Origin of the sequence: Pantoea sp. A4 (genome assembly GCF_000295955.2) — a bacterium.
GTDB classification, from domain to species: domain Bacteria; phylum Pseudomonadota; class Gammaproteobacteria; order Enterobacterales; family Enterobacteriaceae; genus Pantoea; species Pantoea multigeneris.
This window is the reverse complement of record NZ_ALXE01000026.1, coordinates 100,750-115,986: the sequence shown is the minus strand read 5'-3', so window position 1 is coordinate 115,986 and position 15,237 is coordinate 100,750. Positions and strand designations below refer to the sequence as shown.

The window sequence follows — 15,237 nt, the reverse complement described above, 5'->3', positions numbered from 1 at the left end:
GTTGTGAGGTCGGTAAACACGCGCTGGCGGTGGCGTTATGCGCTACTGCTGGCACCGCTTACGCTCTGTCTGGTGATGGTGCTGCTCGATTGGCTGTTTCCACTGCCGCTCCAGCAGGTACAGCCTGCACGGGTAGTGGTGGCCGAAGATGGCTCCCCGCTGTGGCGCTTTGCCGATGAGCACGGCGTCTGGCACTATCCGGTAACGCCCGAGGAGGTGGCACCTGCTTACCTCCAGGCGCTGCTGACCTATGAAGACCGCTGGTTCTGGCAGCATCCCGGCATCAACCCGTTTTCGATTGCGCGTGCTGCATGGCAAGATCTCAGCCACGATCAGGTGATCTCCGGTGGCAGCACGTTAACCATGCAGGTGGCACGCCTGATCGATCCGCAACCACGAACGCTGCAAGGCAAAGCGGTACAGGCGTGGCGAGCGTTGCAACTGGAGTGGCACCTGTCTAAGCGCGATATTCTGACGCTCTACCTCAACCGCGCCCCTTTTGGCGGTACGGTAGAGGGCGTCGGGGCGGCGAGCTGGAGCTGGCTGGGTAAGCCGCCGTCACAGCTCACCAAAGGTGAAGCCGCTTTACTTGCCGTGTTGCCGCAGGCGCCGAGCCGTTTACGGCCCGATCGTTGGCCTGAACGTGCGCAGGCAGCCCGAGACAAAGTGCTGGACCGGCTGGCGCAATATCACGTCTGGTCCGCGCAGGAAGTCGCCGAAGTGCGGCAGGAACCGGTCTGGCTGCCGCCACGTCAAATACCGCAAATGGCACCTTTGTTAGCCCGTCGTCTGTTGACGCAGTCTCCTGACAACAAAATCGTCTCGACTATTGATCCCGAGCTTCAGCGCCAGCTAGAAGGCCTGGCCAGCAATCTTAAACCCCAACTTCCGCCACGCACTTCACTGGCGATTCTGGTGGTTGATCACACCACCATGAAAGTGCGTGGCTATGTCGGATCAGTGGATTTCAACGATCAAAGCCGCTTCGGCCAGGTGGATATGATCGCCAGCGTCCGGTCTCCTGGCTCAGTGTTGAAACCTTTTGTTTATGGCATGGCGCTGGATGACGGGCTGATCCATGCGGAATCACTGCTGCAAGATGTGCCGCGCCGCTTTGGTGACTATCGCCCCGGTAACTTCGACACGGGATTCCACGGCCCGGTGAGTGCCAGCGATGCCTTAGTGCGGTCGCTTAACCTGCCTGCGGTACAGGTGCTGGAGGCGGTAGGGCCAAAAAATGTCACGGCGCGCTTGCGTAATGTCGGATTAAACCTGCGTTTCCCGGCGGGCGCTGAGCCTAATCTGTCATTAATTCTTGGGGGCACCGGCGCGCGGATGGATGAGCTGCTGGCCGCCTATAGCGCCTTTGCACGCAACGGTAACGCAGCGCAGTTACGCTGGTTGAGCAATCAGCCATTCGTCGAGCGGCGTCTACTTTCGCCCGGCGCGGCATGGGTAGTGCGCCGTATTCTGGCAGGAGAAGCACAGCCGCCAGCCAGTGGCGAACTGCCGCGCGTCGTGCCGCTGGCGTGGAAAACCGGCACCAGCTACGGCTATCGTGATGCCTGGGCCATGGGGATCAACCCACGTTGGCTGATCGGGATTTGGGTCGGCAGACCGGACGCGACACCCGTCGCGGGGCAATACGGATTTGCCTCGGCGGTGCCGGTTCTCAATCAGGTGAACAGTATCTTAATGCCGCGTCTTGGCAACAATCCGCCCCAGGACCCGCGTCCGGCTTCCGTGACCACTTCGGCGATTTGCTGGCCGGGCGGTCAGCCCCTGCCTGCGGGGGATGATAACTGTCGCCAGCGGCGGTTTGGCTGGGTCATCAATCACACCATTCCCCCGACGCTGCTGGCAGCAGGGCAGGAGAGCCTGACCGGCTTACACCTGCGTTACTGGCAGAATGCGCAGGGCTTGCGGGTGGCAGCGGACTGTCCAGGCGCACTGGCGCAGGAGAAATTACTCTGGCCATTGCCGCTGGAGCCCTGGCTCCCAACGGCTGAACAACGTGCACAGCGTTTGCCTGCGATAGATGAGCAGTGCCCGCCGTTGCAGCAGGGCAATATGCTGCCACTGATTCTGACCGGTTTGATTAACGGCCAGCGCGTGCAACCGCTGCCGGGGCAAAGTAGCCTGACGGTAACGGTCAGCGCGCAAGGTGGGCAAGGCAGCCAGCGCTGGTGGTTCCTTAATGGTGAACCGCTGGAGGGCGAAAATCTGAAAAGTACCCAACAGTTGACGCTGGATAAGCCCGGTGATTATCAACTGGTGGTGATGGATGAGGCCGGGCAACTGGCGTCTGTCAGCTTTACGCGAGGTTAACAACGAGTAACGTACAGGTTAACAACTGTGCGTTTATCGTGAATGTGCCCCGGTTTTTCACTAAATTATGGCTCGGCCGATAGGCAAGGGCAGGATCAGCCCCTATAATCGGCGCCGTTTCCAGACCGGTGCGTACCGGTCTTCACTGGAAGTTCCAACAGAGGTTATCATGGCAATCGAACGTACTTTTTCTATCATCAAGCCAAACGCAGTTGCTAAAAACGTAATTGGCGCAATCTACAACCGTTTTGAAAGCGCTGGCTTCAAAATCGTTGCAGCTAAAATGGTTCACCTGACCAAAGAGCAGGCTGAAGGCTTCTATGCTGAGCACAAAGGTCGTCCATTCTTCGACGGTCTGGTTGAGTTCATGACTTCAGGTCCAGTTGTGGTTTCTGCTCTGGAAGGCGAAAACGCCGTTCAGCGTCACCGTGACCTGATGGGCGCAACCAACCCAGACAACGCTCTGGCTGGTACTCTGCGTGCTGACTACGCTGACAGCTTCACCGAAAACGCAACTCACGGTTCAGATTCTACTGAGTCTGCTGCACGTGAAATCGCGTACTTCTTCGCTGAGAACGAAATCTGCCCACGCACTCGCTAAGCGAGCTGCCCGGAGCGTCGCACTAACAAATTTTTGTTAAGGCATGCGCTTCACCCGGTAGATGTTGTACAATGCTGCGCCCTTGTTGGGGTCTCTCAACAAGGGCGCACTTTTTTCTACTATCCTAAACCAGAGCCATAACGTGTAATAACGAGGCCAGAGAACATTATGTCCGAACAGATTGTGACGTCATCGTCCACTTCACCCGTTGTTGTTTCCCCAAAAAAAGAGAAGATTAACCTGCTGGATCTGAGCCGTCAGCAGATGCGCGAGTTCTTTGTTTCGCTGGGCGAAAAGCCTTTCCGCGCCGATCAGGTCATGAAGTGGATTTACCACTACTGCTGCGATGATTTCGAGCAGATGACGGATATCAACAAAGTACTGCGCAATAAACTGATTGAGCTGACCGAAATCCGCGCCCCGGAAGTCGCCGAAGAGATGCGCTCTTCTGATGGCACCATCAAGTGGGCGATTCGTGTTGGCGATCAGCTGGTGGAAACGGTGTACATCCCAGAGAAAGATCGCGCCACACTGTGTGTCTCTTCCCAGGTGGGCTGCGCGCTGGAGTGTAAATTCTGTTCGACTGCACAGCAGGGCTTTAACCGTAACCTGCGTGTTTCCGAGATTATTGGTCAGGTATGGCGTGCGGCGAAAATTGTCGGTGCGCAGAAAGTGACCGGCCAGCGTCCTATCACCAACGTGGTGATGATGGGCATGGGTGAGCCACTGCTTAACCTGAACAACGTCGTGCCAGCGATGGAAATCATGCTGGATGACTTCGGTTTTGGTCTGTCTAAACGCCGCGTAACGCTGTCTACCTCTGGTGTGGTCCCGGCGTTGGATAAACTGGGTGATATGATTGATGTGGCGCTGGCCATCTCATTACATGCCCCGAACGATGCCCTGCGTGATGACATTGTACCGATCAACAAAAAGTACAACATCGAGACATTCCTGGCGGCGGTGAAACGCTACATCTCTAAGTCCAACGCCAACCAGGGCCGTGTGACCATTGAGTATGTAATGCTGGATCACGTCAATGACAGCACCGATGACGCGCATCAGTTAGCGGAGCTGTTGAAAGACACGCCATGCAAAATCAACCTGATCCCGTGGAACCCGTTCCCTGGCGCGCCGTATGGCCGTAGCTCTAACAGCCGCATCGACCGCTTCTGCAAAGTGTTGATGGATTATGGATTTACGACTATCGTCCGTAAGACGCGTGGTGATGATATTGACGCCGCTTGTGGTCAGTTAGCCGGTGACGTTATTGACCGTACCAAGCGCACCATGAAGAAAAGAATGGCGGGTGAAGCGATCGCTGTGAAGGCGCTCTGAAACCCAGCATAACGGCGTTTCTTCCCTAAAGATGACATGGCAGGCTGCGGCCTGACCATGTGAATCATCAGGGAGATGCGCCAGTGAAACGGTATTTAGCTTTTTGGTTGGGCCTGTTTGTTGTAAGTGGGTGTGTCACGCAGCCCGAGTTATCCGGTGCCGCAGACATCCGTTTACAGCTTGCTTTGCACTATCTTGCCAGTGGTGATGAAACCGCTGCGGCACGCCAGTTACAACGTGCCGTGCAGGCCGCACCCAGTGATTACCGGGTGCACCTGGCGCAGGCGCGTCTGCTGCAACAGCAGCAGCGTCATCTGGCGGCAACCAGGGCGTATCAACAGGCGCAGCGGCTGGCATCGAATAATGGCTATGTCGCTAACAATTACGGTGCGTTTCTCTGCGCTTTAGGGCAGTATGATGAAGCGCATCAACAGTTTAAACGGGCAGCCAGCGCACCGGAATCCGATGCCCGTAGTGACGCGCTGGCACAATCAGGTTACTGTTATTTGCAGGCGAAGAATTTTACTGCCGCAAGTGTTGCTTTATTAAAGGCGTTGGATGCAGATGGCAGCCAGGCCACGCGTTTGCTGGAAGAAGCGCGGGAGCAGTTACTGCGAAAGGATGCTAAAGCAGGATCGCTGTTAGTAGAGATTTACCACCAACGGCTTTCAGCAACCACTGAGAGCCTTGAGCTACAAATACGTTTCGCCGCGCTACAGGGGCACGCTGCTGACGTTATACGTTAAGGCGACCGGTTCGCGACGTTTTCCGCAATCGATACAGTACCAGCGTTATTTAGCTAATGAATACTGAAGCCACTCAAGAAAAATCTGCAGTACATTCCACAGGCGAACGCCTGCGTCTGGCCCGTGAGCAGATGGGACTGACCCAGCAAAACGTCGCAGAACGCCTGTGCCTGAAACTCTCAACGGTGCGGGATATCGAGGAAGATAAAGCCCCCGCTGACTTAGCGTCGACCTTCTTGCGTGGTTACATCCGCTCTTATGCGCGTCTTGTGCGGATTCCTGAAGAGGAATTGTTGCCGATTATGGCGAAACAGACGCCGATTCGCGCTGCCAAAATTGAGCCGATGAAAAACTTTTCGCTGGGCAAAAAACGCAAAAAGCGTGACGGCTGGCTTTGGGTCTTTACCTTTCTTGTTTTGTTCGTCGTCGTCGGTTTGACCGGTGCATGGTGGTGGCAGAATCATAAAGCCTCACAGCAGGATCTGGTCTCGATGGCCAATGATAATGGCAGTACCGCCAGCGGTGATAACAGCCAGTCGATCGCACTGGAAAACGGTGCAGACAACACGACGACACCACTAGATAACACCTCAGCTGCGCCTGTTGCTAGCGATAGCACGCCTGCGCCTGCTGCAACCAGCACCACCACGGATACCAATACCGCAGCAGCGCCAACAGCTCCGAGTGCTGATAACGCAGTGGTTTCGCCTTCACAGGCGCCGGTAAGCCCTGCACCAACCGCAGCGGCAACCATGCCAACAGCGACGGCCGATGTTAACGCACCAGTGACTGATGCCAATGATGTGGTCATGCAGTTCAAAGCAGACTGCTGGCTGGAAGTGGTTGACGCAACCGGTAAAAAACTGTTCAGCGGCGTTCAACACAACGGTGGTAAGCTGAGCCTTACTGGTAAAGCACCTTATCGTCTGAAAATTGGTGCGCCAGCAGCCGTTGAGGTGCAATTTAAGAATCAGCCCGTTGATTTAAGTCGTTTTATCCGTAATAACCAGGTTGCCCGCCTGACGTTAGGTGCGCAATAACGCCGTATCGCGTTCCAGGGCAATTGTGGAGAGAGAGTATGCATAACGAAGCACCCATCATCCGCCGCAAATCAAAACGGATTTACGTCGGTAAGGTGCCAGTCGGCGATGGAGCGCCCATCGCCGTTCAGTCAATGACTAACACCCGCACCACCGATGTTGAAGCTACGGTTAAACAGATCCAGGCGCTGGAACGCGTTGGGGTCGATATTGTTCGTGTCTCGGTTCCGACCATGGACGCAGCCGAAGCTTTCAAACTGATTAAGCAGCAGGTCAACGTACCGCTGGTAGCTGATATCCATTTTGACTACCGCATTGCGCTGAAAGTCGCCGAATATGGCGTTGACTGTTTGCGTATCAACCCAGGTAACATTGGTAATAATGAGCGTATTCGCCAGGTCGTCGATTGCGCTCGTCATTACAACATTCCGATCCGAATTGGTGTTAACGCCGGTTCTCTGGAAAAAGATTTGCAGGAAAAATATGGCGAGCCGACGCCGCAGGCGCTGCTTGAGTCCGCCATGCGTCACGTTGATCATCTGGATCGCCTTAACTTTGATCAGTTCAAAGTTAGCGTAAAAGCATCCGATGTTTTCCTCGCCGTTGAGTCCTATCGTTTGCTGGCAAAAGCTATCGATCAGCCGCTGCACCTCGGGATCACCGAAGCCGGTGGCGCGCGCGCCGGTGCAGTAAAATCAGCGATTGGCTTAGGGTTACTGTTAGCCGAAGGGATTGGTGACACGCTGCGAATTTCGCTGGCGGCCGACCCGGTTGAAGAAGTTAAAGTCGGTTACGACATTCTGAAATCTCTGCGTATTCGCTCTCGTGGCATCAACTTTATTGCCTGCCCGACCTGCTCGCGTCAGGAATTCGATGTCATCGGCACCGTCAATGCGCTGGAAGAACGACTGGAAGATATCATCACGCCAATGGATATTTCGATCATCGGTTGTGTGGTGAACGGCCCAGGCGAAGCCACAGTGTCTACGCTGGGCGTAACCGGTGGTAATAAGAAAAGTGGTTTCTACGAAGATGGCGTGCGTCAACGCGATCGCCTGGATAACAACGACATGATCGATCAGCTGGAAGCGCGCATTCGTGCTAAGGCTTCCATCATCGATCAAAGCCGTCGCATTGATATCCAACAAGTAGAAAAATAACGGCCATGTGCCCCAGCGGCACATGACATTAATGATTGAGCCTGTGCGGTTTCATCCTCATAAGGTATGATGCCGGACAGGTTTTTTTGTATTAAGAGATTCTAACGTGGCGAAGAATATTCAAGCAATTCGCGGGATGAACGACTATCTGCCTGCGGAAACTGCGGTCTGGCAACGCATTGAAGGCATCCTGAAACAGGTGCTGGCAAGTTACGGTTTTAGCGAAATTCGCTTACCGATTGTAGAACAAACGCCGCTGTTTAAACGCGCGATCGGTGAAGTCACCGATGTGGTTGAAAAAGAGATGTATACCTTTGACGACCGCAACGGTGAAAGTCTGACGCTGCGCCCGGAAGGGACTGCGGGTTGCGTGCGCGCCGGTATTGAACACGGCTTACTCTACAATCAGGAGCAGCGCCTGTGGTACATCGGTCCGATGTTCCGCTATGAGCGCCCGCAAAAAGGCCGTTACCGTCAGTTCCATCAGATCGGCGCAGAGGTTTTCGGCCTGCAGGGGCCGGACATTGATGCCGAACTGATCATGATGACCGCGCGCTGGTGGAAAGCGTTAGGGATTGCCGATCACGTCCGTCTGGAACTCAACTCTATCGGTTCACTGGAAGCTCGCGCGAATTACCGCGATGCGCTGGTGGCCTTCCTTGAGCAGCATAAAGATAAGCTGGATGAAGATTGCAAACGCCGCATGTACAGCAACCCGCTGCGCGTGCTGGACAGCAAGAATCCAGATGTTCAGGTGCTGCTGAATGATGCTCCAACGCTGAATGACTATCTGGATGAAGATTCACGCACCCACTTCAACGGGCTGTGCAGCCTGCTGGACGATGCGGGAATTGCCTACACCGTAAACCAGCGTCTGGTGCGTGGCCTCGATTACTACAACCGCACCGTCTTTGAATGGGTCACCAGCAGCCTGGGTTCACAGGGCACCGTGTGTGCCGGTGGCCGCTATGATGGCCTGGTAGAACAGCTGGGTGGGCGTGCTACGCCAGCGGTTGGTTTCGCCATGGGACTGGAGCGTTTGGTGTTACTGGTTCAGGCCGTTAACCCAGAATTTGAACCGACGCGCATTGTTGATGTCTATGTTATCGCTTCAGGCCAGGGCGTACAGTCAGCGGCGATGCAGCTGGCGGAAAAACTGCGTGATGAGGCACCAGAGCTGAAGTTAATGACTAACTTCGGTGGCGGCAACTTCAAGAAGCAGTTTGCCCGGGCGGACAAGTGGGGAGCACAAGTAGCATTGGTGCTGGGCGAAGACGAAGTTAACGCTGGGCAGGTAGTGATTAAAAATCTGCGCACAGGCGATCAGCAAACGCTGGCGCAGACAGAGGCTGTTACCGCTATTCGTGCGCTGTTGCAATCAGCGTAACGCCGTAACAACCTGAGAACAGAGAGGGATTGCGTGGAAATTTACAGCAACGAAAACGAACAGATGGACGCACTGCGCCGCTTTTTTGCCAATAACGGCAAAGCGTTGGCTGTGGGCGTTGTCGTGGGTCTGGTTGCTCTCGGTGGCTGGCGTTACTGGTCTGGCCATCAGGAAACTGTAGACGCGGGTGCATCCGCTGAGTATCAGCAACTGACCACCGCAATGCAGGCAGACAAACCACAAACGTTAGACGCTGTGGCGAAGTTTGCCAGTGAAAACAACAACACCTACGGTGCGTTGGCTTCACTGGACCTGGCAAAACAGTATGTGGAAGCCAGTCAGTTAGACAAAGCGGCAGCGCAGCTGCAAAGCGGTCTGAATGACACCAAAGACGCCAATCTACAGTCGGTCATCAATCTGCGTCTGGCACGCGTCCAGCTTCAGCAGAACCAGGCCGATGCCGCACTGAAAACGCTAGAGGGCGTGAAAGGTGACGGTTGGAGCGCTATTGTTGCTGATATTCGCGGCGAAGCGCTGCTGAGCAAGGGCGACAAGCAGGGTGCACGCGATGCGTGGAGCAAAGGCGTGGCTTCTGATGCCTCACCTGCGCTGAAGCAGATGCTGCAGATGAAAATGAATAACTTAAGCTAAGCCAGTTATAGAGAGCGCACATGGAATTACGTAAATACCTGCTGCCAGCACTGATGTCAGTGACGCTGCTCAGCGGTTGCTCGCTGTTCAGCGGCGAAGAAGATGTAGTGAAAATGGCTCCGCTGCCTAAAGTGGAAAACCAGTTTAATCCACAGGAAGCCTGGAGTACCTCCGTTGGTGATGGCGTGGGTGACTTCTATTCCAATCTGCATCCGGCCTGGCAGGATGGCACCGTTTATGCGGCCGATCGTTTCGGTATCGTGAAAGCGCTGGACGCTAACAACGGTAAAGTGAAGTGGAAAGTTGATCTCTCTGAGAATCCTGGTTTCTTCTCGCATAATATCTCTGCGCTGCTGTCTGGCGGTGTGACCGTTAGCGGCAACTTGCTGTATATCGGCAGTGAACGTGGTCAGGTTTATGCGTTAAATACCGAAGATGGCAAAATCGTCTGGCAGGCGAAAGCCGCAGGTGAAGCGCTTTCTCGCCCGGTAGTGAGCGATGGTCTGGTGCTGATCCACACCAGCAACGGTATGCTGCAAGGCTTTGACCAGGCAACCGGTGCTGCAAAATGGAGCGTCAACCTCGACATGCCAGCACTCTCCCTGCGTGGTGAGTCAGCCCCTGCAACGGCCTTTGGCGGTGCGATTGTTGGTGGTGATAACGGTCGCGTGAGCGCAGTTATCCTCAGCCAGGGCCAGTTGATTTGGCAGCAGCGTATTTCGCAGCCAAGCGGCGCGACAGAAATCGACCGCCTGAGCGATGTAGACACCACGCCAGTAGTTGTTAACGGCGTTGTCTATGCGCTGGCTTACAATGGTAACCTGAGTGCGCTGGATCTGCGCTCCGGCCAGATTTTATGGAAACGTGAAATCGGCGGCGTGAAAGATCTGATCGTAGATGCAGGCCGCATCTTCACCGTTGATCAGGATGACCGTGTCATCGCCCTGAATACCGATGGCGGTGTTGCGATCTGGCGTCAGAGTGAGTTGCTGCACCGCAATCTGACTTCACCAGTGCTGTTCAACGGCTATCTGGTGGTGGGTGATAGCGAAGGCTATGTACACTGGATGAATACTGACGATGGCCGTTTCGTCGCGCAGCAGAAAGTGGACAGCTCTGGCTTCCAGACTGAACCTGTAGTGGCTGGCGATAAACTGCTGATTCAGGCCAAAGGCGGAGAAGTTTACGCCATCACCCGTTAAGCCACTGAGGCGACTGGTGAAAAACGGCTCCTGACCCCAGGGGCCGTTTTGTTTTTCTTCTGGCTGGGTTTTTTATCGCCTTTCGCCTGAATCTGGCGGCCGAAGCCGTTATAATCACGCCATTCAGGCGTTTTTTAGTTAATTGAGGCAAGTGTTATGGTACCTGTGGTCGCGCTAGTTGGCCGTCCCAATGTGGGAAAATCTACGCTGTTTAACCGTTTGACGCGCACCCGTGATGCGCTGGTAGCGGATTTTCCTGGACTGACTCGCGATCGCAAATATGGTCGCGCCGAGGTGGAAGGGCGCGAATTTATTTGCATTGATACCGGCGGTATTGATGGCACCGAAGAGGGTGTTGAAACCCGCATGGCGGAACAGTCGCTGCTGGCGATTGAAGAAGCTGATGTCGTGCTGTTTATGGTGGATGCGCGCGCGGGCCTGATGCCTGCGGATCAGCAGATCGCGCAGCACTTACGTGCCCGTGAGAAGCCAACGTTCCTGGTGGCAAACAAAACCGACGGACTTGATCCTGATTCTGCTACCGTGGAATTCTTCGCGTTGGGCCTGGGTGAGATCCACCCGATTGCGGCCTCACACGGTCGTGGCGTGACCAACCTGTTGGAAACCGCTCTGCTTCCGTGGATGGATGAACAAGATCCGCAAGAGTTGACCGAAGAAGAAGAGAACGAAGCCTACTGGGCTGAGTTAGCCGCAGCAGAAAGCGATGAGATCCCGGAAGACGAAGAAGATGACTTCGACCCGACCACCTTACCGATCAAGCTGGCGATTGTCGGTCGTCCGAACGTGGGCAAATCTACGCTGACCAACCGTATTCTGGGTGAAGACCGCGTTGTGGTGTATGACATGCCAGGCACCACGCGTGACAGCATCTACATTCCGATGGAGCGTGATGAGCGCGACTATGTCCTGATCGATACCGCAGGTGTGCGTAAGCGCGGAAAAGTCACCGATACCGTTGAGAAGTTCTCGGTGATCAAAACCCTGCAGGCGATTGAAGACGCCAACGTCGTGATGCTGGTGATTGATGCTCGTGCGGGCATTTCCGATCAGGACCTGTCACTGCTTGGCTTTATTCTTAACAGCGGCCGTTCACTGGTGATTGTGGTGAACAAATGGGATGGCATGACCCAGGAAGCCAGGGATGAAGTGAAAGAGGCGCTGGACTTCCGTCTGGGCTTTATCGACTTCGCTCGTGTGCACTTTATCTCGGCGCTGCACGGCAGCGGCGTGGGTAACCTGTTCGAGTCAGTGACCGAAGCCTACGATTGCTCAACCCGTCGTGTTAATACGTCAATGCTGACGCGCATTATGAATATGGCCGCCGATGACCACCAGCCACCGTTGGTGCGTGGACGTCGTGTGAAGCTGAAATATGCGCACGCGGGTGGCTACAACCCGCCGATTGTGGTGATTCACGGTAACCAGGTGGCCGATCTGCCGGATTCCTACAAGCGTTACCTGATGAACTATTTCCGCCGTTCACTGAACGTGATGGGAACGCCGATCCGCATTCAGTTTAAAGAGGGTGAGAACCCGTTTGCGGGCAAACGCAACCTGTTAACACCAAATCAACAACGTAAGCGTAAGCGTCTGATTTCGCATCTGAAGAAGAACAAGCGTTAAGTTAATTAGTGACGGAAACTAAAGGCCCTGCGGGGCCTTTTTTTGTTTTTGTGGGTAAAAAATTTGACTAATGTTTAGTCTGCGTTGATCTGGGTCACATTTTTTTACCTCTTTCTTCGCGCTAAGAATTTACTGGCTTTCCGTATAGTTACGTCAACTTCCTCGCGTAATTTGTAGCAAAAATGCTATTGCACAGTGAGTGCGTCGTTATATTTATTCACAACATTACGAACCAAGTGGTACAATCCTGCCGCCTTGTGAAGGGGAGACTTTTCCTAATTGTTAACCTGCTCACATCGCCCGTATTCCGGACGCTGTTCCGTACCAACACGATTTAAAATAAAGCGTAGCCGTTCAAAAAAGGAGCTTCTGCCGTAGCACACTGCATTGTGTTGATGGAGAAGTGGCGCGCATTATTTTTTCTGGAGAGTTTGTCATATGGCTGAAAATTCGGCTCGCCCCTGTAAAGGGTTGAGTATCTGGTCCGTGCTCGTTGGACTGGTGCTACTGGTTACTGGTCTGTTCTTTGCTATTGGAGGCGGTAAGTTAGTCTCCCTTGGCGGCAGCTGGTACTTCTTAATCGCCGGTATTGTGACTGTAATTTCTGCAATTCAGTTCTTCCGTCGTAAATCTTCTGCGGTAACGCTGTTCCTGCTGGTCTTTGTTGGCACCCTGATTTGGGCGCTGGCGGATGCAGGCCTGCAGTTCTGGCCTCTGGTATCACGTCTGATGGTTCCAGCCGGTCTGATGATTCTGGCGTTCGTTACCTGGCCTGCACTGCGTAAGCGTGAAGGTAAATCTTCTCTGGCTAAAGTGTCTTACATCCTGTCTGCCGTTCTGGCAGTGGGTATGGTGGTGACTTTCGTTCAGATGTTCCAGCCGCACGATCCGGTCACTGCTGACGGTAAAGAACTGCCGCTGGTGCCAGTAGATAAAGCACACGAGCAGAAAGACTGGGACCACTACGGTAACACCGCTGGTGGTAACCGTTTTGCCGCTCTGGACCAGATCACCCGTGATAACGTGAAAGACCTGCAGGTTGCATGGACTTTCCACACCGGTGACGTGCCAATCAGCCCTGGCGGTAACGGCGCAGAAGATCAGGAGACCCCGCTGCAGGTGGGCAATACCCTGTATCTGTGTACTCCACACAACAACATCATCGCCGTTGCGGCGGATACCGGTAAGCAGATCTGGAAGCGTGAAATCAACGCCCAGGCGCAGGTGTGGAACCGCTGCCGTGGTCTGGCTTACTTTGACGCCACTAAACCGCTGCAACAGCCAACTATCCCTGGTTCTTCTCCAGTGCCAGCGGCTGACATTGCACCGGGTGCTACCTGCCAGCGTCGTCTGATCATGAACACCATCAATGCTCAGCTGATCGAAGTGAACGCTGACAACGGTGAATTCTGTGAAGATTTCGGTGACCACGGTGTGGTTGACCTGAAACAAGGTCTGGGTAAAGCGCCAGATCCACAGTATCAGCTGACCTCTCCTCCAGCGATTGCGGGTACTACCGTGGTTGTAGGTGGCCGTGTAGCGGATAACGTACAAACTGATATGCCTGGCGGCGTGCTGCGTGGCTTCGACGTTATCACTGGTAAGCAACGTTGGGCATTTGACCCAGGCAATGTTGACCCGAATGCCGTGCTGATGCCTGGCCAGGATTACACCCGTTCTACGCCGAACTCATGGGCTCCAATGTCCTATGATCCGAACATGAACACCGTATTCCTGCCAATGGGTAGCCCGTCTGTTGACCTGTGGGGTGCAAACCGTACTCGTCTGGATCATAAATACGGTGCTTCTGTTCTGGCGCTGGATGCCACTACCGGTAAAGAGAAGTGGGTTTATCAGACCGTGCATAACGATCTGTGGGACTTCGACTTACCAATGCAGCCAAGCCTGGTTGACTTCCCGATGGAAGATGGCACGACCAAACCAGCAGTGGTTATCGGTGCTAAGACCGGTATGATTTGGGTGCTGGACCGTCTGACTGGTAAGCCACTGACGAAAGTCGAAGAGCTGCCAATGCCACAGGGCCACATTCCGAACGAGCAGTACACGCAAACTCAGCCGCACTCTGTAGGCATGCCGCAGATCGGTAACCAGACTCTGACCGAGTCTGACATGTGGGGTGCAACGCCGTTTGACCAGCTGATTTGTCGTATTAGCTTCAAATCAATGCGTTATAATGGTCTGTTCACAGTTCCAGACACTGACACCTCTCTGAGCTTCCCTGGCTCACTGGGTGGTATGAACTGGGGCGGTATCTCCTTCGACCCAACTCACCAGTACATGTTTGTTAACGACATGCGTCTGGGTCTGTGGGTGAAGATGATTCCACAGGATAACTCTAAAGCCGCTACCAGCAATGGTGGTGAGTCGGTTAACACCGGTATGGGTGCAGTTCCGCTGAAAGGTACTCCGTACGGCGTTGTTAAAGACCGCTTCATGTCTCCATTGGGCATTCCGTGCCAGGCTCCGCCGTTCGGTACTATGTCTGCAATTGACATGAAAACCCGTAAGATTGTTTGGCAGGTACCAGTAGGTACTGTGCAGGATACCGGTCCATTTGGTATCAAAATGCACGCACAGATGCCAATCGGTATGCCAACGCTGGGTGGTTCTCTGGCAACTCAGGGTGGCCTGGTGTTCTTCGCCGGTACTCAGGACTACTACCTGCGCGCCTTTGACTCTTCTACTGGTAAAGAAGTGTGGAAAGCACGTCTGCCAGTGGGTAGCCAGGGTGGCCCAATCAGCTACGTTTCTCCGACCACTGGTAAGCAGTACATCCTGATCTCTGCAGGTGGTGCGCGTCAGTCTCCGGACCGTGGTGATTACGTGATTGCCTATGCTCTGCCGGATTCAGTGAAGAAGTAATCGCTGAAGCTGTAGAGTAGTTCGAAAGGGGTCGACGAAAGTCGGCCCTTTTTTTGTTCGGTGAGAAATATACCGCTGTAGGTTGGATGAAAGGTCAGACAATGGGGGCTATGACTGCTCGGAAAGATCGCTCCTGCAGATCTGGCCCGACGTCCATGTCGGGCAAGCACTCGCTATCATAGCCCCCATTATCTTCCCGCAGGCAGCAGCATTGCTGTAAGAAGCCTGTGCGATTATTGAGGGGCGAAGGAGTTGTT

The 15,237-nt window shown here is 54.3% G+C and carries 11 protein-coding genes; all 11 read left to right on the top strand.

The window, feature by feature from the left end; all coding sequences use genetic code 11:
- Positions 1-3 precede the first annotated feature (3 nt).
- The 11 genes from pbpC (at position 4) to B880_RS0112555 (ending at position 14,980) form a co-directional block, all read left to right on the top strand.
- Positions 4-2,328, top strand: a complete 2,325-nt coding sequence (gene pbpC / locus B880_RS0112605; RefSeq protein WP_017347780.1) for a peptidoglycan glycosyltransferase PbpC — start codon at positions 4-6, stop codon at positions 2,326-2,328.
- 169 nt (positions 2,329-2,497) lie between these two features.
- Positions 2,498-2,929 carry a nucleoside-diphosphate kinase gene (ndk, locus tag B880_RS0112600; protein ID WP_017347779.1) on the top strand — a complete coding sequence of 144 codons (432 nt, stop codon included), beginning with the start codon at positions 2,498-2,500 and terminating at the stop codon, positions 2,927-2,929.
- Between the two features lie 168 nt (positions 2,930-3,097).
- A complete protein-coding gene (locus B880_RS0112595) occupies positions 3,098-4,267 on the top strand; it encodes a bifunctional tRNA (adenosine(37)-C2)-methyltransferase TrmG/ribosomal RNA large subunit methyltransferase RlmN (protein WP_017347778.1) in 1,170 nt (389 codons plus the stop codon).
- A gap of 83 nt (positions 4,268-4,350) precedes the next feature.
- Positions 4,351-5,013 carry a type IV pilus biogenesis/stability protein PilW gene (gene pilW / locus B880_RS25010; RefSeq protein WP_017347777.1) on the top strand — a complete coding sequence of 221 codons (663 nt, stop codon included), beginning with the start codon at positions 4,351-4,353 and terminating at the stop codon, positions 5,011-5,013.
- A gap of 56 nt (positions 5,014-5,069) precedes the next feature.
- Complete coding sequence (rodZ, locus tag B880_RS0112585; RefSeq protein ID WP_017347776.1) at positions 5,070-6,053, top strand: cytoskeleton protein RodZ; 984 nt, start codon at positions 5,070-5,072, stop codon at positions 6,051-6,053.
- A 38-nt stretch (positions 6,054-6,091) separates the two neighbouring features.
- On the top strand, positions 6,092-7,213 hold the full coding sequence (ispG, locus tag B880_RS0112580; protein WP_017347775.1) for a flavodoxin-dependent (E)-4-hydroxy-3-methylbut-2-enyl-diphosphate synthase: 1,122 nt from the start codon (positions 6,092-6,094) through the stop codon (positions 7,211-7,213).
- A 106-nt stretch (positions 7,214-7,319) separates the two neighbouring features.
- The gene (gene hisS, locus B880_RS0112575) at positions 7,320-8,600 is read left to right on the top strand and encodes a histidine--tRNA ligase (protein WP_026042616.1); all 1,281 of its coding nucleotides are present in this window, start codon (positions 7,320-7,322) and stop codon (positions 8,598-8,600) included.
- Positions 8,601-8,633: 33 nt separating this feature from the next.
- Positions 8,634-9,251 carry a YfgM family protein gene (locus tag B880_RS0112570; RefSeq protein ID WP_017347773.1) on the top strand — a complete coding sequence of 206 codons (618 nt, stop codon included), beginning with the start codon at positions 8,634-8,636 and terminating at the stop codon, positions 9,249-9,251.
- A gap of 20 nt (positions 9,252-9,271) precedes the next feature.
- Positions 9,272-10,453, top strand: a complete 1,182-nt coding sequence (gene bamB / locus B880_RS0112565; protein ID WP_017347772.1) for an outer membrane protein assembly factor BamB — start codon at positions 9,272-9,274, stop codon at positions 10,451-10,453.
- Positions 10,454-10,609: 156 nt separating this feature from the next.
- A complete protein-coding gene (gene der / locus B880_RS0112560; protein ID WP_017347771.1) occupies positions 10,610-12,097 on the top strand; it encodes a ribosome biogenesis GTPase Der in 1,488 nt (495 codons plus the stop codon).
- A gap of 438 nt (positions 12,098-12,535) precedes the next feature.
- Complete coding sequence (locus tag B880_RS0112555) at positions 12,536-14,980, top strand: glucose/quinate/shikimate family membrane-bound PQQ-dependent dehydrogenase (RefSeq protein ID WP_017347770.1); 2,445 nt, start codon at positions 12,536-12,538, stop codon at positions 14,978-14,980.
- Positions 14,981-15,237: the final 257 nt, after the last annotated feature.

Bases quoted from the DNA above. Each gene is read 5' to 3' on its own strand.
- B880_RS0112595 (WP_017347778.1), top strand. From the start codon at position 3,098: ATGTCCGAACAGATTGTGACGTCATCGTCCACTTCACCCGTTGTTGTT.
- der (WP_017347771.1), top strand. From the start codon at position 10,610: ATGGTACCTGTGGTCGCGCTAGTTGGCCGTCCCAATGTGGGAAAATCT.
- B880_RS0112555 (WP_017347770.1), top strand. From the start codon at position 12,536: ATGGCTGAAAATTCGGCTCGCCCCTGTAAAGGGTTGAGTATCTGGTCC.
- ispG (WP_017347775.1), top strand. From the start codon at position 6,092: ATGCATAACGAAGCACCCATCATCCGCCGCAAATCAAAACGGATTTAC.
- ndk (WP_017347779.1), top strand. From the start codon at position 2,498: ATGGCAATCGAACGTACTTTTTCTATCATCAAGCCAAACGCAGTTGCT.
- bamB (WP_017347772.1), top strand. From the start codon at position 9,272: ATGGAATTACGTAAATACCTGCTGCCAGCACTGATGTCAGTGACGCTG.
- rodZ (WP_017347776.1), top strand. From the start codon at position 5,070: ATGAATACTGAAGCCACTCAAGAAAAATCTGCAGTACATTCCACAGGC.